At 53.9% G+C, this 22679-nt stretch carries 20 protein-coding genes; 13 read left to right on the top strand and 7 right to left on the bottom strand.

Annotated features, from left to right (window positions below; genetic code table 11):
- Positions 1-3: 3 nt before the first annotated feature.
- The 4 genes from FHT92_RS18115 to FHT92_RS18100 all read right to left on the bottom strand — a co-directional run bounded on the left by FHT92_RS18115 (position 4) and on the right by FHT92_RS18100 (position 4540).
- A complete protein-coding gene (locus FHT92_RS18115; protein WP_183827921.1) occupies positions 4-1125 on the bottom strand; it encodes a hypothetical protein in 1122 nt (373 codons plus the stop codon).
- A gap of 93 nt (positions 1126-1218) precedes the next feature.
- Positions 1219-2439, bottom strand: coding sequence for an MBOAT family O-acyltransferase (locus FHT92_RS18110; protein WP_183827918.1), 1221 nt, complete (start codon positions 2437-2439; stop codon positions 1219-1221).
- A 12-nt stretch (positions 2440-2451) separates the two neighbouring features.
- Complete coding sequence (locus FHT92_RS18105) at positions 2452-2700, bottom strand: acyl carrier protein (protein WP_183827915.1); 249 nt, start codon at positions 2698-2700, stop codon at positions 2452-2454.
- Between the two features lie 10 nt (positions 2701-2710).
- A complete protein-coding gene (locus tag FHT92_RS18100; RefSeq protein ID WP_183827912.1) occupies positions 2711-4540 on the bottom strand; it encodes an HAD family hydrolase in 1830 nt (609 codons plus the stop codon).
- A 157-nt stretch (positions 4541-4697) separates the two neighbouring features.
- Here FHT92_RS18100 and FHT92_RS29340 point away from each other — a divergent pair, with 157 nt between their 5' ends.
- The 11 genes from FHT92_RS29340 to FHT92_RS18045 all read left to right on the top strand — a co-directional run bounded on the left by FHT92_RS29340 (position 4698) and on the right by FHT92_RS18045 (position 16253).
- Complete coding sequence (locus FHT92_RS29340) at positions 4698-5615, top strand: methyltransferase domain-containing protein (protein WP_183827909.1); 918 nt, start codon at positions 4698-4700, stop codon at positions 5613-5615.
- Positions 5616-5949: 334 nt separating this feature from the next.
- A complete protein-coding gene (locus FHT92_RS18090) occupies positions 5950-6930 on the top strand; it encodes a GDP-L-fucose synthase family protein (RefSeq protein WP_183827906.1) in 981 nt (326 codons plus the stop codon).
- Positions 6931-8049, top strand: coding sequence for a GDP-mannose 4,6-dehydratase (gene gmd / locus FHT92_RS18085; protein ID WP_183827903.1), 1119 nt, complete (start codon positions 6931-6933; stop codon positions 8047-8049).
- Positions 8050-8081: 32 nt separating this feature from the next.
- Entirely contained in the window at positions 8082-9146 is a 1065-nt protein-coding gene (locus FHT92_RS29745; protein WP_183827900.1) for a Gfo/Idh/MocA family protein, read from the top strand.
- Positions 9146-9634, top strand: a complete 489-nt coding sequence (locus FHT92_RS18075; protein ID WP_183827897.1) for an acyltransferase — start codon at positions 9146-9148, stop codon at positions 9632-9634. Before FHT92_RS29745 ends, FHT92_RS18075 begins: the two co-directional genes overlap by 1 nt.
- 47 nt (positions 9635-9681) lie before the next feature.
- Positions 9682-10785: a DegT/DnrJ/EryC1/StrS aminotransferase family protein gene (locus FHT92_RS18070; protein WP_183827894.1), complete on the top strand. Its 1104-nt coding sequence runs from the start codon at positions 9682-9684 to the stop codon at positions 10783-10785.
- Complete coding sequence (locus tag FHT92_RS18065; protein WP_183827891.1) at positions 10782-12353, top strand: oligosaccharide flippase family protein; 1572 nt, start codon at positions 10782-10784, stop codon at positions 12351-12353. Before FHT92_RS18070 ends, FHT92_RS18065 begins: the two co-directional genes overlap by 4 nt.
- A 23-nt stretch (positions 12354-12376) precedes the next feature.
- A complete protein-coding gene (hisH, locus tag FHT92_RS18060; protein ID WP_183827888.1) occupies positions 12377-12988 on the top strand; it encodes an imidazole glycerol phosphate synthase subunit HisH in 612 nt (203 codons plus the stop codon).
- Positions 12988-13746 carry a HisA/HisF-related TIM barrel protein gene (locus tag FHT92_RS18055; protein ID WP_183827885.1) on the top strand — a complete coding sequence of 253 codons (759 nt, stop codon included), beginning with the start codon at positions 12988-12990 and terminating at the stop codon, positions 13744-13746. The genes hisH and FHT92_RS18055 overlap by 1 nt, the downstream gene beginning before the upstream one ends.
- Entirely contained in the window at positions 13739-14902 is a 1164-nt protein-coding gene (locus FHT92_RS18050; protein WP_183827882.1) for an N-acetyl sugar amidotransferase, read from the top strand. The genes FHT92_RS18055 and FHT92_RS18050 overlap by 8 nt, the downstream gene beginning before the upstream one ends.
- Positions 14892-16253, top strand: coding sequence for an O-antigen polymerase (locus FHT92_RS18045; protein ID WP_183827879.1), 1362 nt, complete (start codon positions 14892-14894; stop codon positions 16251-16253). The genes FHT92_RS18050 and FHT92_RS18045 overlap by 11 nt, the downstream gene beginning before the upstream one ends.
- A 552-nt stretch (positions 16254-16805) precedes the next feature.
- Here FHT92_RS18045 and FHT92_RS18040 read toward each other — a convergent pair.
- Genes FHT92_RS18040 through FHT92_RS18030 form a run of 3 tightly spaced genes read right to left on the bottom strand, consistent with a single transcriptional unit; the run spans position 16806 to position 19492 of the window.
- Complete coding sequence (locus FHT92_RS18040; protein WP_183827876.1) at positions 16806-17729, bottom strand: hypothetical protein; 924 nt, start codon at positions 17727-17729, stop codon at positions 16806-16808.
- Between the two features lie 2 nt (positions 17730-17731).
- Complete coding sequence (locus FHT92_RS18035; RefSeq protein ID WP_183827873.1) at positions 17732-18328, bottom strand: DapH/DapD/GlmU-related protein; 597 nt, start codon at positions 18326-18328, stop codon at positions 17732-17734.
- Positions 18329-18385: 57 nt separating this feature from the next.
- Positions 18386-19492 (bottom strand): glycosyltransferase, encoded by a 1107-nt coding sequence (locus tag FHT92_RS18030; RefSeq protein ID WP_183827870.1) that lies wholly within the window; start codon positions 19490-19492, stop codon positions 18386-18388.
- Positions 19493-20510: 1018 nt separating this feature from the next.
- Here FHT92_RS18030 and FHT92_RS18025 point away from each other — a divergent pair.
- Both FHT92_RS18025 and FHT92_RS18020 read left to right on the top strand, forming a co-directional pair.
- Positions 20511-21461, top strand: a complete 951-nt coding sequence (locus FHT92_RS18025; RefSeq protein WP_183827867.1) for an NAD-dependent epimerase/dehydratase family protein — start codon at positions 20511-20513, stop codon at positions 21459-21461.
- The gene (locus FHT92_RS18020) at positions 21458-22633 is read left to right on the top strand and encodes a glycosyltransferase family 1 protein (RefSeq protein WP_183827864.1); all 1176 of its coding nucleotides are present in this window, start codon (positions 21458-21460) and stop codon (positions 22631-22633) included. Before FHT92_RS18025 ends, FHT92_RS18020 begins: the two co-directional genes overlap by 4 nt.
- The last annotated feature ends 46 nt before the right edge of the window (positions 22634-22679 follow it).

Below are 22679 nucleotides of genomic sequence, written 5' to 3'. Positions count from 1 at the left end.
CCCCTATTCCGTTGCACATAGGTCCGACTGCCCCATAGGAGCTCGGCGGCCATTCATCGCATGACTAACTATGACCGCGAGGCTCTTTGATAACTTTTCGCGGCCATTCTCGTTGACGTGAGATGTGTCGTAGAAAAGAGCGCCTTCGTCAGCACCAGCAATCTTACATTTCACGAAAATCGCATCGTCGATTGAAGCGCGAGCTTGCTCGAAAGCTGGCTTCGAAACGTCTTCGACTGTTCGATAAACTGAGGAAAGCGGCATCGTCACCACGATGACGTGGTCGGTGAGCTTGGCCAGGCGCTCGATTGTACTCTTCATCACCTGTTTTGTCTCGGAACCCTTATAACTGTCTGCCGCCTCAAGATCATGTTGCGCAAATTCCTCGCGTGCACGAGGGATGTTTTGCTCGAGGATCGAGGGTCTACCGAGATACTGGAACTGGAAGGCCGGCTTAAATTCAGTTGGGTCAGTTTCATACCTCGCGATGTCAACCGGATCCCGAGAGAGGATGCTCCGAAGCTCGTATAAGCTATAGCGCCACCACCTCTGGGCGATTACGGAGTTTTTCCCAAACGGAACCATCATGCGATTGATCAGAGAACGCTTATCGCTTCCGCCTCTCCAGATCTCAGGTATCACCAGCGCAGCAGCAGGAATCTGACTCAAGTAATCAGTCGTTACGAGCTCATAGGACTGACGGTCGAAGTGCCTGAGATAGAAGTTGTTCATCCCCACGATGATGCATCGATAGCGATCGTCGGCCTGAGCCAATATCCTCGATTGGACGTCCAAAACATCCATCGGCGAAAATCCACCGGTGGTGGCGAGATTTACAAACCTTACCCCGGGCACGGATTGAGACAACTGGCCGGAATCAAACCCCTCACGCACTACCGACGCACCGATCAGCACACACGTGTCACCCGGAGAAGACGACGCTCTCGTCAATTGCGATCTGACCCAGTGCCCTGGGACGAAAGAGAAATTGTTCTGATAAAGGCCGGACCACGAGATGGCGTCGAGCGCCCGCGCGAAACCGAAACAGATGAATATGGCGCAACCGAGGATCGCGGACGCCTTGAACACGCCAGAGAAACAAGATCTAGAAACCACCGTAGACATAACGCTCTGGCGCCCCTCCTACCGTGAAGGATAGTACCGCGAGAAGCACCAAAATGATGACGATCTTTCCGTAATGTCGCGCCGTCAAATCAATCATTTCGCAAAGTCCGCCAAAGCCACCTGCAGGGTGAAGGCCACTAGGAAAACGGAGTACAGGCTCACCAGAGACCGTATCACCCATGCCGGCAATGGGCTCTTCCGCTTGCTGAAGAACTCGTCTCGCAGAATGGTCTCGATCGCCACCACGACGCCGACAGCCAGTCCCCACAGCACGAACGGCCAATTGAACCGATGCCATACGCCGACGAACGCAAACGGCACAAGCAGCGCCGCAGTATTGATCGCATGGATCTTGAGCTTATCCCCACGCTTCGGCTTTACGGCTCGGGACAACGACATTCTGATCGGGAAATACATCGTTCGCCGAACGAAGGAGCCAAGCGACATATGCCACCTTGTCCAGAAGTCGGCAAAACTGGTGGCCATATAAGGATGATTGAAGTTCATCGGTGTCGGTACGTGAATCAGCCGCCCTACCCCCAGCGCGATCATCGAATAACCTGTAAACTCGATCAGGACGTAAATGAGGAAGACGGTGGAATCCAAGAGTGTCGCTACTGGCCACGGCCCATCCAAGCCTCTGACAAAAATCCCGTATGACTGCGCGCAAGTGAATTTCAGGAAATAACCGATAACGATCAGGAAGACGCTGTCGACGAAGTGAGATGCCGTCGGCGCCGGCAGCGGCGACTTGTCCATCGCGACATGCTCGTCGTATTCGTTGACCGGACCGGAGGGGGTCATGAAGAACGGAACCAGATAGCCCAGGAGTCCAACGGGCGAAAGGACCCGTGCTCCGGCCGAAACCGCTCGGACGGCATCCACAAGCCGCAGGCAAACATACGAGAATGCGACCAACTGCAAAATCTTGAAGCCGCTAAGAAAAGGTGGCGAGTTGGACACAACGGAGAGCAGGTGGAAGGGAAGCCACGCGACAAAATCATTCGCGCGCTCAAGCACCAGCTTGTGGCAAATGAAAATTACGGCGACGCTTGCATAGAGCGCGATCGCCAAGCGCTGTGCCAGTACTTCGCGATCTTGGCTTACAACTCGCTGAAGCACGCCCAGAGCCACCCAGTAGACCACTGCAAATGCCAACGCCAACGCCGCGGCGCGCCAGCCCAAGAGGATTACCAACGCGCCGAGATTGAGAACGCCATACCACACCGACCGCGGGATATTGAGCGGCACATGGATGAGAATATACATCGCGGCCACGACCCAAACGAAAGCCGTCGTCGCGAAAATTGCCATCGTCGTTTCCTATCAGGCGACCTTGGTCGCGATCAGGTTCATCAGTCCGCCGACGTTTTTAAGGTGAGTAATTTCGGAGGTCTTGAGGCGGATCCCGAACTCATTCTCCACCATCATCACTAGGTTGATGTGGTTGAAGGAATCCCAGCCGGGGATATCGGCAGCCGTGGTGTGCTCGGAGAGGACGATGGTGTCGTCATTGAACAGATCTCGGAATACTGCCGTCAGGCGCGCAACGTTTTCGTCACTCAGTGCGGACATAATCTCTCTCTCAGCTACCAATTTCGAGCTCGTAGCGCTCGCCGCCAACGTGTCTAAACCCCATGTCTCGATAGAGTCCACTGACGAGGTTGTTTTTTTCTGTGGGAATATAAGCGCCGGTGAGCTTGCCACTGCCCGCAACCTGTTTTGCCCAACCAAGCATAAATCCTTCGACCTCCCGGTTCAGAACGCGGCAGCTCATCAACCATGTGTCGATTTCCGATCCGTCGGCAGCCGGCGACACGATCATGAAACCGATGATGCCTTGCGAGCCGAAACGATCCTCATATTCGAAAACTCCAAACTTCGCGCCCTCCCTCGCCAGCCGCTCGAGATCGTCGCGCTGGTGCCTTCGAGTCGTGAGATTGAACTGATTTGTCTTCTGGAGGAGCTGCAGCACGCGATCGCGGTTGCGGTCGTTGACATCTTCGACGGTAATCTTGATGTCCAAACTCGCCAGAAACTCTTCCTTCGAAGAGCTGGCAGCCGACGCCTCGCGCTGATGCCGAAGCGTCTTCATCTGTTGGCGGCGGTTCAGATCTCCTGATGTCAAACGGTAGCTGTTGAAAAATCTGGCTCCTGAAAGCCGCTGCAAAGATTGATCGGGATCCGGACCGGCCAGAACCACATCGATATAGGGGAAATGAGAGATTACTTCCGCGAGGTCGACGTGATTGTCGTCGATGTAGAGCATGAAGTCCGTGCCAAAATTCAGCTGGTCTTTCAACCTGCCGACTGCATCGCTCTTGTTGCCCCACGAAAGCTCGAGGGCAGCAAAATTGTCTCTGCGCAATCGCATATGGCGGTTTTCTTCCAGCACCCCAGCGACCTTCGGATCGTTTCGACTGACGGTCGCCAGTGCAACACCAAGCGAATTGACGTCGCGAATATAGGATTGCAGCAGTTGGTATCCGAATCCATCGGGAGTTTCGGGGCCAAGCTCGATACCTTCAGAGCCGGTCTCTCCTACTTCACCGCCCCAGAGCGTGTTGTCCCAGTCGGTCAGGAGCGCTCTGTGGCTCTTCCCTATCTGGTGGGCAATGCAGGTCGCCACCTCGCGACCCACTGCCACAAAGCCGCCCTCTTCCAATGGCGATCTCATCCGGATCATCGACAGCGCGCCAGCCGCAGACGCGCCGCCGGCAAGGTGCAGCGCTTGCTGGAGATCGATAACAGAAATCGTGCCGCTCAATCTCTGCAGTTCGTTGTTGATCTCGCCTATCACGGTCGACCAGGGCAGATGCCCCTCGATCGCCGCAGTGCCAGCCGGCGCAGGCCATGCTCCGTTATAGAAATTTGTGAATGCCACGACACCGCTGCGCTTCTGCGCCAGAGAAGTTGCGAGCTTGCCTAGCGTTTCCTTGGCTGTCGTCACGTCCTCGATCGAAGCCGGGAAAGACGAAACGGACTTTCGCAGCCATCGCTCGGAAAGAATGACAAGCGATAGGTCGAAGTCTTTGACACGCCCTGCGAATGCCTCAGATTCCACAGTGTCGTAGGGAGCGATCGATATATCCGCTGCCACACCATATGCGGCCAGGAACAATTCGAGGTAGGGCTTCACCGCGTCAACGGTGCCATCCGCCAGGATTTCGACGGTGATCTGTGCCGTGGCGGGCTTGAGTTCCGGCTTACCAGATCTCTGCCAAAGGTTCCAGACTTTGCGATAATAGAGGGGATCTTTGCTGACGTGGAAGATTGCAAGTCTGAATAGGGCAGCCACAAGCTCTGGACTACATCCGGCGGGCGCCGATTTCAGGGTTTGAATGATGGCGTCATCTCTGCCATCTTTGACCGAAGCCAGCACATCAATCACCGGCTGCACGTCCGTCAGGGCCATGGGCCTCTCCCGCTTCCAACGATGTCGCGGTTGATAGGACGAGCAGGAAGTTAAGTCAATTTGCGTTTAAAGCCCTCCAAAAGGGACCGTTACTTCTTGTCGATCACGCCAGCAGGCTATACAGGGGCCCTGAGTATTGATCTTGCGGGAGCCCGACGTGTCCTACATCGATAAGTTCGAAAAATGCATAAAAGAGCGTGCGCCGATATTCGCGTCTGAGCTAAGCCGTACTCAGCTGGCCGAACCTGATGCCTTCAAGCGACTGGCAGAGCCGATGCTTCACTGGGCTGAAATCGCGCTCGGCGAGATGTGGGCCGAACAGTTAGTCGATGGATACTGCGAATTCGTGCTTGACGTGAACAAGTCCCAGCTCAAATACGAGAAGACGGGGCGCTATGAGAATTCGAGTTTTGCCGAAGTCTTTGAGAAGGCCTACGACAATCCCGAGTTCATGCAGCTTTACCACTGGGGCGTATTCACGACGACGTTCGTATGGACGCACCACCTTCGCATCTACAAGTTCTTCGAGGACCATTTCCTTCCGATGCTACGGAAGCTCCCGGCAGGTAGCCCCATCGTCGACCTGGGCGCCGGCTCCGGGATCTGGCACCTCTCTGCCCTTCGTAACGTTGAGAGCCTCAAAATCGAAGCCGTGGACGTATCCGCGCCGACGATCGAGCGCAGCAAGAAGATGACCGATACGTTGGGATATTCTGACCGTGTAAAGCACCATGTGTCTGATGCATTGGCCTGGGCTCCTCAGCAGCCGGCTTCAGCCGGCATCTCCTGCTTCCTTCTGGAGCATCTGGAACGACCGAACCTCCTGCTGTCCAATCTTGCCAACAGCCTTGCACCTGGCGCGCCGGCATTCGTCACGTCGGCGCTGACTGCCGCCGAAATCGATCACATCTACGAGTACCGCAAGGAATCGGAACTTGTTCTTGCCTGCGAACAGGCCGGTTTTCGGGTGCGGGCAATGTTTTCGGCAGAGCCCGAGACCACGCCACGCGATCGGTATTTTGCGCCACGCTCGATCGCTCTGGTCCTGCAAAAGCGAGTGAACGCCATTTGGTGAGGCGCTCGGCAGCAACTCAAAATAGCAAAAAGCCCAGGAAGTTTTCTTGGGCTTTTTTTTTCACGTGGACCCACCGAATAATGAAGGGGTGTTGGTATGCCATGGCCGTTTAGGAGCAGTCATCGGCAATGAGCGCACGAAGTCGCAGGTGGAGAGCGCGGCGACCATACGTCCCTTTTGGGAAGATAACCTGAACGTGCAATAAGTAGGCTGATTGACATTTCCAGAAAGAACACTCAATGAGGCTCATCGCAGGGAGCCCGGGTCGAAGTACTTTGCCTCCTTAATTGGTGGTGTGAAAGCTCATGAGCTAACCAGGAAAAGATCGCACCAAATGGTCAATTTCCCTAAGATATTCGTCGCTGGCCATCGTGGGATGGTCGGCTCGGCTATCGTGCGGCAACTACAGGCCGGCGGCTGCCCCACTGACAGGATTATAACCGCAGCCCATCAGGAACTCGACCTTATCGAACAGGCGGATGTCCGTCGATTCTTCGAAAGGGAGCGACCCGATGAGGTTTATCTTGCCGCGGCTAAGGTCGGCGGCATCTACGCGAACAACACCTACCCGGCTGACTTTATCTACGATAACTTGATGATGGAGCTTAATATCATCGACGCAGCGTTCAGAACCGGCGTTAAAAAGCTGTTGTTCCTTGGCTCGAGCTGTATTTATCCAAAGCTTGCCGATCAGCCGATCAAAGAAAGCGCGCTTTTGACGGGCCCTTTGGAGCCGACCAACGAGCCCTATGCCATTGCAAAGATCGCCGGTATCAAATTGTGCGAGAGCTACAACAGGCAGTATGGTGACAGCCACGGGGTCGATTACCGGGCAGTCATGCCGAGCAATCTCTACGGTGTCGGCGACTCCTATCACCCGCAGAATTCTCATGTGATTCCCGCGCTAATAAGGCGTTTCCACGAGGCTAAAGCTAGCGGAGCGTCAATTGTGACGCTATGGGGTAGCGGTACGCCTTTACGAGAGTTTCTCTATGTCGACGATATGGCCGCGGCGAGCATTCATATCATGAATCTGCCCCATGAAGACTACAAGAGACTGATGCCGGAAGCGCAAACACATATCAACGTCGGGTATGGAAGCGATGTCACCATCCTGGAAGTTGCAACCATCATCAGCAGGATCGTTGGCTTCAACGGCAGTATCGATTTCGATGTAACCAAACCCGACGGCACTCCCCGAAAATTGATGGACAGCGAAGTCGCAAGAAATCTCGGCTGGTCGCCAATCGTTGACCTGCAGCAGGGCCTCAAACTCGCCTACGAAGATTTCCTATCCCGAGAGAAAGTCGCATAAATGAACAAAGTCGCACTAATAACCGGCGTAACCGGACAGGACGGTTCTTACCTTGCAGAACTCCTTCTCTCGAAGGGATACGAGGTTCACGGGATCAAGCGGCGCATGAGTTCGTTCAATACGCAGCGTATTGATCACATCTACGAAGATCCGCACAAAGAAAACATGCAGTTCAAACTGCATTACGGCGATCTGACCGATACGAGCAACCTGATCCGCATCATCCAGGACGCCCAGCCTGACGAGATTTACAATCTTGGCGCCCAGAGCCACGTGGCCGTCAGCTTCGAAAGCCCTGAATATACGGGCGATACCGACGCCCTTGGCACGTTGCGGCTTCTGGAAGCCATCAGAATACTGGGCCTTGAAAAAAAGACACGTTTCTACCAAGCCAGCACCAGCGAACTTTATGGGCTGGTCCAAGAATCGCCGCAGAAAGAGACGACCCCCTTCTATCCCCGCAGTCCTTACGCGGTCGCAAAGCTCTACGCTTACTGGATGACTGTGAACTATCGCGAATCTTACGGCATCTATGCGTGCAACGGCATCTTGTTCAATCACGAGAGCCCTCGCCGTGGCGAGACATTCGTGACCAGGAAGATTACGCGCGGAATGGCAAATATCTCGCAGGGGCTCGAGAAATGCCTCTATATGGGTAACCTTGATGCACTACGAGATTGGGGACATGCCAAAGATTATGTCCGCATGCAGTGGATGATGCTTCAACAGGATAGTCCACAGGATTTTGTCATCGCCACCGGCAAGCAGTATAGCGTGCGCCAGTTCATCGAATGGGCCGCGGAGGATCTGGGCGTTAGACTCCGCTTCGAGGGAAGCGGATTGGAGGAGCAAGGTATTGTGGAATCCGTCTCAGGAGATAAAGCGCCAGCCCTGAAGCCGGGCGATATCATCCTCAGGATCGATCCCCGATACTTCCGCCCGGCCGAAGTCGAGACCCTGCTTGGTGATCCCAGCAAGGCGCGCGAGCTGCTTGGATGGGTTCCGGAGATTTCGGCGAGAGAAATGTGCTCCGAAATGGTCTCGCACGATCTCGTGGAGGCACAGCGACACGCCCTCCTCAAACGTCACGGGTTTGACGTCAGGGTCAGCACCGAATAATAACGGCCCCTAAACTCAGTAGGGAAGAGATCGTGATAAATTTCGCTATTGTTGGTTGCGGGCGGATCGCAAAAAGACATTCGGAACTGCTTGGCCTTGAGCAGATCAGAGGCGCAAGATTGGCGGCGGTTTGCGATGTTATTCTCGAAAAGGCAAAGGAATTCGGCGAACGTTTCGGCGTGCCTTATTACCAATCGTTTGACGAGATGATGCAGAACGAGCGAATTGACGTCGTCTCGGTTTTAACACCGAGCGGCATGCATGCAGAGCAGGTGATCGCATTGGCCAAGTATAAGCGCCATATCGTCGTCGAGAAGCCGATGGCGCTGACGCTGACGGATGCGGAGGCCATGATCAACGCGTGTGATGACAATGGCGTACGCCTGTTCGTCGTTAAGCAGAACCGTTTCAACGTTCCCGTCGTCAAGGCACGCGAGGCATTGGATAGTGGCCGTTTCGGCAAACTCGTCCTTGGCACCGTCCGGGTCCGCTGGTGCCGCGATCAGAGTTACTACGATCAGGACAGCTGGCGCGGGACCTGGGCGTATGACGGAGGCGTTCTTGCCAACCAGGCAAGCCATCACATCGACATGCTGAGCTGGTTTATGGGCGAAGTGGAGAGCGTGCATGCCCGCGCCACCACAGCGCTCGTCAACATCGAAGCCGAGGATACGGCCGTTGCCACCCTGAAATTCCGTAACGGTGCACTGGGGATTATCGAAGCGACCTCCGCGACACGGCCCAAAGATATCGAGGGCTCAATCTCGATCCTTGGCGCCGGGGGGTCAGTGGAAATTGCAGGTTTCGCGGTCAACAAGATCAGGACGTGGCAATTCGGCGACAATCATGTGGCCGATTCCGAGGTTATGGAAAAGTATTCGGTCAATCCGCCGAATGTCTATGGTTTCGGCCATCAGGCATATTATGAGCATGTCGTTGATTGCCTGACGAATAACACCAAGGCTCTTGTCGACGGTCACGAAGGCCGTCAGAGCCTGGAGCTCATAATGGCGCTCTATGAATCGATTGCATCTCAACAGGAAGTCAGCCTCCCCCTCAAGGTCAAGCATTCCAAATTAGGAAGCCGATCCTCGTGATGGGTCGTTCGCCAACACTCTGGAAGGCGCAGGTCCGGGACGTAACCTGCGGCGATCGCGTGAAGATCGTGGAACCCGCCAATGTCTATGAATGTACCCTGTCGGATGATTGTTTCGTGGGGCCTTTCGTCGAGATCCAGAAGGGTGTCCAAATCGGTGCTCGTACCAAGGTACAGTCACATAGCTTCATCTGTGAGCTCGTTGAGATCGGTGAAGATTGCTTCATCGGCCATGGCGTGATGTTCATCAACGATCTTTTCTCTAACGGCGGACCTGCGAGAGGAAACCGGACACTCTGGAAGGGGACACGCATCGGAAATCGAGTATCGATCGGATCGAATGCCACAATCCTGCCGGTAAACATTTGTGACGATGTGGTCATCGGCGCCGGAGCGGTCGTCACCCGTGATATCGAAGTCTCGGGCATTTACACAGGCAATCCAGCGCGGTTCATACGTAACGCAGGCTCGGCGTCTGCCGAGAATTGAATTAGAGCGGACGCATCAACATCAATCGACATATCGAGAGCGACATCATGAAAGTCCCCTTCGCCGATCTTCATCTGCAATATCTGTCGATAAAGGACGAGATCGATGCTGCTATTGCTGCGGTCATCAAATCCTCGGCCTTCATCCGAGGTCCCTTCGTTCAGAAGTTCGAGGAAGAATTTGCTGCTGCTGTTGGCGCCCCACATTGCGTTTCCTGCGCAAATGGTACGGATTCGCTTTACATTGCGATGCATGCGCTGGGCGTAAAGCCCGGTGACGAAATCATTACGACAGCACACTCTTGGATTTCGACCAGCGAGACCATTACGCAGGCCGGCGGCAAGGTGATCTTTTGTGATACGGATGCCACGACTTTCACGATAGATGCGACCACGCTAGAGGATAAGATTACCTCGCGCACCGTCGGTATCATTCCTGTCCACCTGTTTGGACAGCCCGCTGACATGAGCGCAATCATGGCGATTGCCCGCAAGCATGGCCTCTGGGTTATCGAAGATTGCGCCCAGGCACATCTGGCGCATGTCGATGGACAAATGATCGGAAGTTTTGGAGATGCGGCCTCCTATTCGTTCTATCCGGGGAAGAACCTAGGCGCGATGGGCGATGCCGGGGCCATCACCTGCAAGGACAAATCGCTCGCCGAAAAAATGGCGATGTTTGCCCGCCACGGTGGCCTGACCAAAGGCGAGCACCGGATCGAAGGCATCAACAGCCGGCTTGACGGACTTCAGGCAGCTATTCTGTCGGTCAAGCTTCCTCGCCTCGCCGAATGGACCGCAAAGCGGCAAGAGGTTGCGGCGCGCTATGCCGCGGCCCTTGGCAATGTCGGCGGGCTGGAGCTGCCGGGAACTGCGCCCGGCAGGACGCACGTCTACCACCTTTTCGTCGTCAAGCATGAACGTCGGGACGCCCTCGCCGCTCACCTGAACGAACATGGCGTACAGACAGTCATAAACTATCCGGTCGCGCTGCCCTTTCTCGCCGCCTATGAACATCTGGGCCATCATGCGGAAGACTTTCCCAATGCCTTCCATAATCAATCGCGAATCCTATCGATTCCGATATTTCCCGAAATGACCGCAGATCAGCTCGCTTACGTGGCCGACACCATCAGGGGATTTGCTGCGTGAGCAAGCCGCAATCCGGCGACCGGGGAGAAGCACGCTCAAGCCTCCTAGGTAACTCGAGCTGGAATCTGGCTGCTTTCGTCTTCACGCTTATTGCGAATCTGGCCACGGTGCCTTTTGTCGTTCGCTGGATCGGGCTGCATGATTTCGGCAATGCAGGCATTGTCATTGCAGTCACCGCACCCCTCACGCTCGTCGGCACCGTCCTCGGCCAGGCAACAGTCCGCGAGACGTCGACGAGAGCAGGTCGCGGGGAGTATAGCGCCGCATTTCACGTCGCAGCGGTTGCGTTGAAGGTCTGTCTGATCGCTGCGGCGATCGGGTGTATAGCCCTGGTCCTGACCGGACCATGGATCATGAGAAGCCTCGTAAATAACGATGCCTCCGGCTCCCAGAACTTCACGGTTCCATTCTTGATCGCTGCAGTGGGCATTTTCGCCCAGCAGTTTTCACTGGTACTGCAGGCCATTTCCGTCGGGCGACAAAATTTCAAGAATGTCGCCAAGGCTTCCGCCTGGAGTTCTTTTGTCACGGTTTCCGTCACGTTGGGATTTACCTGGTTTATCCCAACACTGAATGGCTATCTGTCAGGTTTCGCCGGAAGCCTCGTCCTGTCTGCGGCAGGATGGCTCCTTGTCACCCGTCATATCCTGCGCCGCGACGGGCACGCAGGCTCAAAGGTCGGAGACGAACTAAACACTCTGCTACATTTCGGGAAATGGCAAGGCCTATCGCAACTTGCAGGTATTTTCGGCAATCAGATGGATAGGTACGTACTTGCGTCCCTGGCTCCTGCCGCCGTGGTCGGACAATATAATATCTGCAACCGCGTACAGGAGGCCGGCTACATTGCGACGATCCGTGCATGCGAGGTGCTTTTTCCGCGCTTCGGCAGCATGTCCGCCAGGAGCGAGTCCGAACGATTTGATTTTTTCCTCAGTTCGTCATGGGTCAATGCTGCATTCGGCGCAATCATGTTATCGCCGATCGCAATTCTCTCAAGACCCCTGCTCACGCTTTGGGTCGGGTCGGAAACGGCCGAGGCGGCCGGCCATTTGTTACAGGTTCTCATCCTTGGAGGCTTGATAGGCTGCAGCTACAACGTGTTTTTCTACTATGCTGCAAGCATGGGGAAAAACGCGATCGTGACAATGGTATCGCTGGCATATTCTATAATGACAGTCATCTTCTCGATTGTTTTTATAAGATATTTCGGCCCTATCGCTGCAGGCAGTGGCTTGTTGGCTGCGACCATCATCCGATTCGGCCTCACGCTCGTTGTCATTCGCCGCCGCTTCTTTGCGACGTTCACCGGTGAGCAGATGTTTGCGAGCACCGTTGGACCGACTGTTGTTGGGTCCGTGCTCTCGCTCGTTTTCTATCAAGTCCGATTCCAGTGGATCGACAACTGGTTTCTGCTCGGCTTCGCCTACATCCTGTTTTTCGGCATTGTCGGAATGGCGATGGTACTTACCGCCATGTCGTCAAAAACCGGACGTATTATCTTGTCCCGGATTTATGGCTCCATTAGAAGCACAATCGCAGATCGGTATTTCGGCCGGTTGGCCTGACGAAACACAAGAGAGGGCTTTGAGTGATCACTGTAGTGGACTACGGTGTCGGTAATATTGGTGCGATCATCAATATGGCGGACTATCTCGGGATCGATGCCGAAACAAGCAGCGATCCAGACAAGATCAGAAACGCCGCCAAGCTCATTCTTCCAGGCGTCGGCGCGTTCGACAAAGCCATGTTGACCCTGCAGAACAACGGACTGATTGAGCCGCTCAATGAAGCGGCATTAAAGCGGCAAATTCCCGTTCTTGGCATCTGCCTTGGCATGCAGTTGCTGGCGCGCAGAAGCGACGAGGGCGTTCAGGCCGGCTTAGGCTGGGTCGCGGCGGATGTACTTAGGATCACCTTGCCGCCTGAATCCCCCCTTAAGGTGCCGCATATCGGCTGGCTTGAGGTGAAGCCGGCGCGCACAAGCGCCCTTTTCAATTCGGCGGTCCATGGCGAGCGCTTTTATTTCGATCATGGCTATTATGTGCAATGCGACAACCCTGAGGACGTGGCGGCGACAATCGATTACGGTAGCGAAATCTGCTGCGCCGTGAACTCGGGAAATGTAAGCGGGGTGCAGTTCCACCCGGAAAAGAGCCACCGCTTCGGCATGCGCGTGCTTGAGGCCTTCGGGAAGATTTGATGAGAAAAAGGCTTATCCCTGTTCTGCTGGTCGACGAGAAACATAGGCTCGTCAAAACTGTTGAATTCGGCGAGCGCACCTATATCGGCGATCCCTTCAATGTCGTGCGGCTTTTCAACGAGAAGGAAGTTGATGAGATATGTATCCTCGATATCGATGCCGCCAGGAAGGGTCGGGGACCTGATATCGGCTTCATGCGTGAACTGGCAACCGAATGTTTCATGCCGCTGGCTTATGGCGGTGGAATAAGCCGGCTGCAGGAGTGCGAAGACCTTAATCGCTTCGGCGTCGAAAAATTCGTCCTCGGACGCCGTTCTGGCGACCCGCAGTTGCTGAAGGCGATTGCCGCGGACATGGGAAGTCAGGCGCTTGTTGCATGCGTCGACGTGAAAGGACGAGGTTCTGCGGCAAGATGTGTCCAACAGAATTCCGATGTGCCTCAGGACCCGGTGGAGTTTTGCCTCCGGCTTCAGGATTTGGGTGTCGGTGAAATCATCCTGCAGTCCATAACCCTCGACGGAAGACGATCGGGCTATGACCTCGAACTTATAAAGTCCGTGACGAGCAGATTAAGCGTGCCCGTCGTCGCACTCGGCGGCGCAGGAAACTACGATCACTTAACCGAAGGGTTGCGCGCCGGCGCCTCGGCGGCGGCATCAGGCAGCGCCTTCACCTTTGTCGGCCGATTGCGCGCGGTTCTGGTCAACTATCCGGATTCGGAAATGCTTCAAGGAATGGAGCGCGACGCCCATGCGTGAAACGCAACGAATATGTTCCTTCTGCATTATGGACGATTCCAATCCGGCAATCGAGTTCGACGCCAACGGACAGTGCAATTGCTGCCGAGATGCGATCACAAGAAAATCTCATGAATGGTGGCCCGGGGCCGAGGGCGATCTAAGGATGGAACGACTAGTCGCCATGCTGAAGCAGGAGGGCAAGAATAAGCCCTACGACGCGATGGTGGGGCTCAGCGGGGGTATCGACAGCGCCTTCCTCGCCCATCTCGCCAGTCGCAAGCATGGCCTCCGCTTGCTCGCTGTCCACATCGACGGCGGCTGGAATTCCGAGCCTGCAGTCCACAACATCGAAAGACTGGTGCGGAAGCTCGACCTCGACCTTCATACCTATATTGTCGAGTGGCAGGAAATGCGCGATCTTCAGGTCTCGTTCTTGAAGGCATCGGTACTCAATCAGGATATTCCGCAGGACCACGCTTTTTTTTCAACTCTATACAGGACCGCGGCAAAGTTCGATATTCGACACTTTCTAAGCGGGGTCAACTTCGCGTCCGAATCCGTCGTTCCGCCTGGTTTCGGCTACCCTTCAATCGACGGGACGCATGCGCGCGCCATTCAACATCGCTTCGGCTCCATGACGCTCGCCACCTATCCCTTCATGAGCTTTCCGCAATATATCTGGATGACGCGGGTACGGAAGCAGCTGACAATTCATCGCCCGCTGAACTATTTCGATTACGACAAGGAGAAGGCACAGGAAGAGCTGCGCCGAGAATACGGCTGGCGCGACTACGGAAGCAAGCACAGCGAGTCTCGTTTCACGAAGTTTTATCAGGACATATATTTGCCTGCAAAGTTCCACTTCGATAAGAGAAGGCTGCATCTATCGAGCCTGATCGTAGCAGGACAGATGACACGCGATGACGCCCTGGCAGAGATCTCAAAGCCAATCATACTTGAAAGAGATGCGCGCAGGGAAACCAAGTTCGTCGCCAAAAAGCTTGGATTGACCGAACAGCAACTTCAATCCTACATCCTGGCGCCGCCAGTTCCGCATACCGATTATCCCAACGGTATGATGCTGCACAATATACTCATGCAGTTGCGTCGGTGGGTTCGAAAACTGGTGCCAGCCCGTCGTCACGTGACCCCAAAGGCAGCAAATGTGGACTAGCCTCGTCTTCTCGATCGCGGTTATTCTATCTGCGGTATTTTACTTCCGGCGCATCGGGGTAAATTTTACCATTTCCTCCCTGCTGCTTGGGCTGACGCTCGTTCTGCACGGCCCACTTTATCTTTATTACACGCGGGTATGGGGGCCGCAGACCGCATTTTTTGAAAAAATACTGTCTGCGGCAACCGACGGGGAGGTCGTACCTGCTCTGGATCTCGCATTGGCGCTGTCTTTTTGTTGTATTTGCGTGGGAATGGCGCTCGCGGACGGTGTCTTCGGTATCCGTCGATTGCAAATGCAAGATGCGATCAGCAACTGGAACCTTCAAACCGTTCGTGTTTCAAAGGGCTTTTCTGATCGGCTTGAGGTTATCGCTGCGATTGGCGTTCTAGTTCTGGCGTTTTTTATCGTTGTCGAACACAGTATCCCGCATGTGGTCGCCTACTTCCAATCGGACGCAGGTGAGTTTGAGAAGATAGCAATGCGCCGTGAATTCGGTGGCAGCCGCTTTTATCTATTGAACCTCTTTAACTCCAACCTGTTCCCGTTTCTGGCATTTTGCTGTTTCGTCGCCTTAAGGGAGAGGTCGATCTGGCTCCGACCGTTGGCGTGGGCGTTTATTGCCGTCGTGCTTTTCGAAAAGGCAGCGACGTTGAGCAAGGCACCGCTGGCGATATTTATCTTACAATTAATGGTAATCGAATATCTCCGGCGATCACTCCAGCTCCGCCTCGGCGCGGCTCTCATTTTTATCGCCGTTTGTGTTATGTTGTTCGGAGCGATGACGGCGATCGCCGTTCGAGAAGTCAGCGGTGTCGGAGAAACGCTCGATTTCCTCTTCTACCGTGTCTTCATGATCGTCAATGAGAGCCTGTTGGAATATTTCGCGGCAATTCCAAGCGTGCTCCCCCATAGTTGGGGTCGTCAGTTCAGTTGGTTGGCCAATATCCTACAATCAGACTCGACTCCGCCGACCTATCTGCTTGTTGGCGCCGTGCATCGCGGAGTGATGGGCTCGACGACAACCGCGATGTTCATTGCCGATGCTTGGGCAGATTTTTCCTGGGTCGGTGTCCTTGTTCTCTCACTTTTCGCAGGCTTTTTCGTGCGTTGGCTGGATGTCGAGCTGATCGTCAAGCGCGGCAAGACAGCCGCGACCATTTCCGGTCTGGCGCTCGGCCATTATGGCGTCTTCATCATGCTATCCACGGCATTGCAGACAGCCATGGTTACAGGCGGACTGATCTTGGTTGTCCCCTTGACCATGGCAATGTCTTGCGCAATCAAATGGCGTCCGAGCATCCAAGATCCACCCGGTACAGATAACTTAACTCGGTTGAAGAAGGCATAGAACCACAGGCGACTGCCAGAGCCGGCTTACACACACATCCCCATCGTACGGTCTGGATTGCTTGCAGCCTCGAACATTGTTCGAGAACCTGGTCGCGATGCCGGCTAACCCTGAGCAAGCCACTACCGCGGCCGCAGAACACAAACTGACGTCCGTGCGACGCTCGCCACCGGAGCAAGAATTCTCTATCGCCGGTAGCGACGGTGGTCACCCTCTTGCAGATTGGCAAGATGAACGGCGTCCGCTCAACTCGCTCTCCTTTACATTGGCCCGCGTCGCTCAAGGCTGGCCCGTGTCCGAAATAGACGTTCTCATGCCTCGGAGCACAAGCGTTCAGTTAACCGCGTACATATCGTCGCCACGTCCTAGTGTTGCACTAGCTTCCCATATTCAGATCCATCTCACAAACCGATCGCGCCGTCGACTTACACGTCAAAGCCGGTCTTCGCGAGGTCGGAGAAAAGTTGGCAGCCGATGAAGCCATGGCACCGGTAGCCAAAGCGCTCAAGGAAGTACTTCAACCAATTTGAATCTGCCTGGAGCCTCGATTCGTTAATCTCCGAGCTCTTTTACCTGTATGATCGCTCCAGTTAAGGTGTCATAAACCGGCATATCATTGATGACACCACGTCTGTCGGCTCCGCTGATCATGCTGAGTTTGCCGGAGGAATCACGACCTTCGCGGAAGACCGTACTTTTAAATATTGCATCCACGGAAGTCTCTCGAACCTTATCGTTGAGCAAATCCCGTCTGACAAAAAAAGCATTACTGCCCATGCTGTTGACGCCAACCAACCCGTAACCTCTTACATTCAACATACTACAAAATGCCGCCAAACTTGCGCCGTAGTATATATTGGAATAATGCGCAGTTTTGCGCTGAAAATTGGGATCATAGGGCACGGAAACACAATTGGTGCGTCCGAATATCCCGTTATATTCAACGATTATAATGCTTGGTTGCCAATTAGTAAGTGCCGCTTCTAGGACATAGTAATCAACGCCATCTATATCGACAGAAAAAATTCCAACCTTCTTACTGAATCCACTTTGCTCCAGAAGATCACAAATGTTTTCTCTATTAATAAAAGCATTGATCGCCTTTATTGGATAGCGCCAGTAAAAATACGAATCTTTCAATCTTTCTATATTTTTTTTCGATCCGTCTATAACGAATCCGTCCCAGATATCTTTCATGAGGAGAAAGCGGCAGTTAGCTTCGTAGAAGTCTTCCACCCCAAATTCGATAAATGTCTTGTATTCGATATCGATATTGTTTGTAAGAAATTGAATAATCCCATCTTCCCCCCATTGGGAGAAGACTTTGAACTCATATCTCGCGAGATCTACTTCTTGCAAATTCTTGTGCAGTTCCGAAATTATAATGCCTTGGTTGATTTTTATTAGATCGGTTTCGCGCTGCCCCTTCAGAAAATGTTTCACAAACGCGGCAATTTTATCAACTGCTTTTATCATCTTTAGGGAAGCTCCGCTTTCAAATCCGGCCGATCATGGTCTACTTGTGAACGAATCACGCGGGCCGGATTACCAGCTACAACGCTATATGGCGATACGTCCTTGGTAACTACAGAGCCTACACCGACGATCGCGCCCCGTCCGATAGTCACTCCACGCAAAATGCTGGAGTTTGCACCGATCCATGCATCATCGCCGATCGTAACCTGTCGTTCGCCAAGGTCAATTTCCTTAGGATGCCCTTCGGAGAATATTGTTCGGAAATGCTTGTGCCGTTCTTGTGCGGGCAGCGGATGCGTCAAGGAGTCGAATACGTTCACGTTGTGGGAGATAAGAACTCTATCACCGATGTTGATCTTCAAGCCTGACCATATCCGCGAGCCCTCTCCAAGAAAGCACCACTCTCCAATTTGGATTTCTCCACCGTGGGCGAATACCAACAACTCTCCGTCAATAAAAGAATTGCGTCCAATGCGGATATGCTTGTTGTCACCGCGAATGTTACGAATTCGGGCATGACTGCTGATTTTTGCGCCGCTCGCGACGACACAGGTTGCTTTGCCCAGTAGGCGTCGAACCAAGTAGTCCACGTTGACCATCTTAAGAATACCCCGTCGGACGGAAGGTGTTAGTCGAATACAGCGGCAAAAACAAAATTAGCGGGATGCTGTTTTAATTGTTGAGACGATTTCTTCAAAGCGCTGCCACTGCCTCTTTTTCCCATAGACTTCCTCGACCATATTTCGTCCGTTTTTAGCAAGGCGAACGATGTTCTCGGTGTTATCAAGAGCTTCCTTTATGCGGATCTCAGCATCATCAACATCATCGTATAAGAGCATGTTCTGATTTTCTCGCATTCCGTCGGGATAGTTGCCCCTATCGCTGAAAAGAAGAGCTCCGCACCCCATTGCCTCAAAGCAGCGCATGTTGCCACGGTCATTGCCTGACATGTCTATTGCGCCATTCAAAACAATTTTAGTTCTTGAAAGGGCTTCGTACAGATCAAGGCCAAACACTGGCGCTGCACTTACTCGCCGAATTGCTGCCGGGCGCCGATACTTATTCAACGACGGCCATATCCCCAGTGGGCTTTCCGCCAATCGCGTCATGCGCGAACGCTCAAGATGATATCGAACGTTAAAGCGGTCAGATAGCTTGGCTATCGCTTCCAATATCAATGCACGTTTTTGGTGGTGCCGCGTGTATCCACCCACGAATAGGATATCGATAGGGCGATCTGCCCGTCCAGCATACTTGTCCATGACAGGGTCATGTGCGGGCGCAAAATATTCAACTGACCAGCCTGCCTTCCGATAACTTTCCAGAATGCTAGGGAAATTGTTGAGCACGCGGCTATATGCCGAAAAATCCGCCCCTGGCGATGGCGCTGCCCGCCAGGCCAAACTGTGTCGAACGCTACCCGGAAGACGTCGTATGAAATCGCTCCCGTACCTCATAGGGTCAAGATTGTAGAAGACTTCGGTGCGATGTTCCTCAATTTGCGCCAGCAGGATGTCGGACATTGAGGCATTGGTAGGCATCCCATTCTCGGTCGCCCATGCACGCTGGAGAACTTCATCGTCCCCATTGGTGAAGAATCCCGACGTATCACGGTCTATAATTGGGAGTAGAAAGTGAAGCGCACCAAATCTCTCCTTGAGATATAGTTCACGTCTTTCTGCGAAACTATGTCTGGTGCCGTGCCGCTGGTCGAACTGGCGGCGATAAGCAGGGTAAAGGCCGCTGTTCTGGAAAATTCTCATTCGATCAACTCACAGAAGCTGAAGGTTCGTTTCAGCGGAAACTAGCATGCCATGTTGACCACAACCGGTCTCAAGGATCGAGCCAGAACACTAATGATAACGAAAAACGGTATCATTATATTTCCGCCCGTGTGGGTGCCATAAACAGCGATGCGCTGAGGGCTGTGAAATTTGGATAATAGAGTGGCGACCATCTTGCAATCGGCGCAGGATTTTTTCCAAGCCTTGTAATGAGAACGATATCAACTCAGGAAGCAACAAGCCGAAAGCAATTGGACCCGCGCGTTTTTAATTCACTTCATCCGTTTTGGAGGTGGCGGCGCTTGCGGCGGGAGCGCCGGTTGAGGTGCATAGCCGTTTCGGCTGGACCGCAACACATTGCGTCAGGGCTTGATGATCATAGCAAGCTCGAGAGGTGTAGACTAGTCAAGGCCAGACTGTGGTCAGTTGTCGTTGTAGTCGCTTCGCGCGTTCAAAGTCACTCATCATTGCATGGACGAGTGCCGAGGAGCCCCTCATTCAAAAATCTTCTCGATGATTACCCATTGAGCTCTCAATTTAAGAGGTCTTGAATCGGAAATGCCCGGCTTGGTTAGCCTTTTCCGATCAGACCACGGCAGGCCAAACGCTCTATCTATCCTGAGTAACACTGATGGCGCTGCCTTCGGGACCATGGCAGTCAGTGAAGGTGTATTTATTCAAGTCCAGACCGTTGTCACGCACTGCTTAGCACTCTAAACGGTTGTCGAAGGCAACTTCGGGCTCGCACTCGCCGCACAACGCCGGAAGCGGTCTTCGCCAGGACATCACAGGTTTCAGATACAAGGGAGTAAGCCGTCCAATGACTTCAAGAATGGTGAAACCAGCTGAGGCTTATTATTGGTGCCCGCTGGGACGATCCACCATTGAGCACGGCCGAACCCCGTTTAGCGGAGCGAATAGTGGGAAGCGATTCGCGAATTCTTTCCGGCCAGCACGACTTCACTCCTTCATCGCCACTAGGCTCGGATAAAGAGGAATGGCTAGAATACTCGTCACCGGCGCTCACGGTTTTATCGGCAGACATCTGGCGCGACATCTCTCGGAAAACGGACATGTCGTGCTCGGTCTTGGCCACGGTATCTGGCCTCCTCTCCACGCCGAACGGTGGGGGCTGACGCTTTGGCACAATGGCGAGATTGATGGGCTCAATCTTCGGCTCATACAACGACAGACCGGTACGCCAGACATCGTGTATCATCTTGGCGGCGGTTCATCGGTAGGCGTCGCGATCGCAAATCCCCGCGAGGATTTTCACCGCACAGTCAATTCGACAGCCGAGCTCCTTGAATGGCTGCGGCTGGAAGCGCCTGATTGCCGACTAGTTGCTATTTCAAGCGCTGCGGTTTACGGCGCCAATCACGAAGGCCCAATCGTGGAAACAACGGTTGCGAAGCCGTTTTCTCCCTACGGCCATCACAAGAGCATAATGGAATCCCTGTGCCAATCCTACTGCGACACATATGGGTTGAAGATCGCGATCGCTCGGCTCTTTTCGGTTTATGGACAAGGGCTGCGCAAGCAGCTGCTATGGGACGTCTGTTCTCAACTCGAAAGAAATCCGGATCGTCTGAGTCTTGGCGGCGGGGGCTCTGAACTACGCGACTGGATCGAGGTAAGAGATGTCGGGCGCGCGCTATCTTTGATAGAGGCCCAAACGGACCAGTCTCGCCCGGTTGTCAATGTCGGTACGGGTACCGGCACAAGCGTTCGTTCCATTGTCGAGATGGTTGTGGACGCTTGGTTTGAGAAAGGGACTTCCCGTCCGGATATCATTTTTTCCGGTGAGGCGAGAAAAGGCGATCCCCAAAGCCTGATCGCGGATTCGAGCAGACTCAGATCCTTTGGCTTTGAGCCGCGCGGCGATCTGAAGGACAGGCTTTCCGCGTATGTCGGCTGGTTCCGGTCTCAAGCCGGCACAGCAAGATGATCAATATCGGTTTTACCATGATCGGCGGTCGTAACTGGACCGGGGGATACAATTATTTGCTCAACCTCGCCACGCTTTTAACGCGTTATCGGAAAGACGAGATTCGTCCCGTCATTTTCTTCGGAACCGACGTCGAGGAAGCTGAGATCGCACCCTTTGCGAGCCTAGAAGGTGTAAAGGTTGTCCGCAATTCGTTGTTCAACAGATCACGCACCGTTCAATCGCTCTTGCTCAGTGTTGCAACTGGCTCGGACAGAAGCATCCGGATCATGTTCAACGAACAGCAGATCAATGTCGTCTTCGAAGTCGCGCAATTTTTTGGCTTCAGGCTCGGCTTGCCTACCATTGCGTGGTTTCCGGACTTTCAGCATCGTTATCTGCCGCATCTTTTCAGCAGGTTTGCTTACTGGAAACGCGATATCGGATTTCGGCTCCAAATCATGGCTGATCGCGCAATCATGCTGAGCAGCGAGGATTCCAAACGATCTTGCGAACACTTCTATCCGGCAGCTCGGGGGCATACACATGTGGTTCGTTTCGCTGTGCCGCCAAAGGGCAAGATCGACTATGGCGTCGCACGGGCAATTGCCGACAACTACCAATTGCCTGAGAATTACATCTTCCTGCCCAATCAATTCTGGAAGCATAAGAACCATCTTCTCGTGCTTGAGGCACTGAAAATCCTTCGCGAACGGGGGCAGGAGATCACGGTCGCAGCGAGTGGCAATCAATCGGATCCGCGCGATCCGACTTATTTTCCAAGCGTGAAGGCGGCTATTGAAGACGCTGGGCTCGATCAGAACTTTCGTCTACTCGGGCTGATCCCCTATCAGGACCTAGCACCACTTGGCGTGGCGAGCATGGCGCTCCTCAATCCTTCGCTGTTCGAGGGATGGAGCACTACGGTGGAAGAGGCCCTGTCGTGGGGTGTTCCCTTGATCCTTTCGGATCTCGATGTAAATCGAGAGCAGGCGGGCGAAGCAGCGACCTATTTCGACCGGCACGATGCACATTCCCTAGCGGATGCCTTGACCTCTGCTCGCCCACGTGAGGCCGCAGCGATCGAAGCGAGCGAGGATCTGGGACAGGCCATGTCCAATGAACGGGTTCTCCGCTTCGTTTCCGACTTCACCTCGCTTGTTCGCCACGCCCACAATCAGGTGCAACAATAAAGAAACGGCCGAGCACGGGTGTTCCAAGTTTCGCCAATCATCAGAG

The sequence above is a fragment of the Rhizobium sp. BK377 genome (assembly GCF_014193935.1).
In the GTDB taxonomy this organism is placed as follows: domain Bacteria; phylum Pseudomonadota; class Alphaproteobacteria; order Rhizobiales; family Rhizobiaceae; genus Rhizobium.
The sequence above is the reverse complement of the archived record's forward strand: the minus strand, read 5'-3'. Positions and strand labels throughout refer to the sequence as shown.

Excerpts from the sequence above, each read along its gene's own strand:
- FHT92_RS18115 (WP_183827921.1), bottom strand. The coding sequence starts at position 1,125 with ATGTCTACGGTGGTTTCTAGATCTTGTTTCTCTGGCGTGTTCAAGGCG.
- FHT92_RS18110 (WP_183827918.1), bottom strand. The coding sequence starts at position 2,439 with ATGGCAATTTTCGCGACGACGGCTTTCGTTTGGGTCGTGGCCGCGATG.
- FHT92_RS18105 (WP_183827915.1), bottom strand. The coding sequence starts at position 2,700 with ATGTCCGCACTGAGTGACGAAAACGTTGCGCGCCTGACGGCAGTATTC.
- FHT92_RS18100 (WP_183827912.1), bottom strand. The coding sequence starts at position 4,540 with ATGGCCCTGACGGACGTGCAGCCGGTGATTGATGTGCTGGCTTCGGTC.
- FHT92_RS18090 (WP_183827906.1), top strand. The coding sequence starts at position 5,950 with ATGGTCAATTTCCCTAAGATATTCGTCGCTGGCCATCGTGGGATGGTC.
- gmd (WP_183827903.1), top strand. The coding sequence starts at position 6,931 with ATGAACAAAGTCGCACTAATAACCGGCGTAACCGGACAGGACGGTTCT.
- FHT92_RS18075 (WP_183827897.1), top strand. The coding sequence starts at position 9,146 with ATGGGTCGTTCGCCAACACTCTGGAAGGCGCAGGTCCGGGACGTAACC.
- FHT92_RS18070 (WP_183827894.1), top strand. The coding sequence starts at position 9,682 with ATGAAAGTCCCCTTCGCCGATCTTCATCTGCAATATCTGTCGATAAAG.
- FHT92_RS18055 (WP_183827885.1), top strand. The coding sequence starts at position 12,988 with ATGAGAAAAAGGCTTATCCCTGTTCTGCTGGTCGACGAGAAACATAGG.
- FHT92_RS18050 (WP_183827882.1), top strand. The coding sequence starts at position 13,739 with ATGCGTGAAACGCAACGAATATGTTCCTTCTGCATTATGGACGATTCC.
- FHT92_RS18045 (WP_183827879.1), top strand. The coding sequence starts at position 14,892 with ATGTGGACTAGCCTCGTCTTCTCGATCGCGGTTATTCTATCTGCGGTA.
- FHT92_RS18040 (WP_183827876.1), bottom strand. The coding sequence starts at position 17,729 with ATGATAAAAGCAGTTGATAAAATTGCCGCGTTTGTGAAACATTTTCTG.
- FHT92_RS18035 (WP_183827873.1), bottom strand. The coding sequence starts at position 18,328 with ATGGTCAACGTGGACTACTTGGTTCGACGCCTACTGGGCAAAGCAACC.
- FHT92_RS18030 (WP_183827870.1), bottom strand. The coding sequence starts at position 19,492 with ATGAGAATTTTCCAGAACAGCGGCCTTTACCCTGCTTATCGCCGCCAG.
- FHT92_RS18025 (WP_183827867.1), top strand. The coding sequence starts at position 20,511 with ATGGCTAGAATACTCGTCACCGGCGCTCACGGTTTTATCGGCAGACAT.
- FHT92_RS18020 (WP_183827864.1), top strand. The coding sequence starts at position 21,458 with ATGATCAATATCGGTTTTACCATGATCGGCGGTCGTAACTGGACCGGG.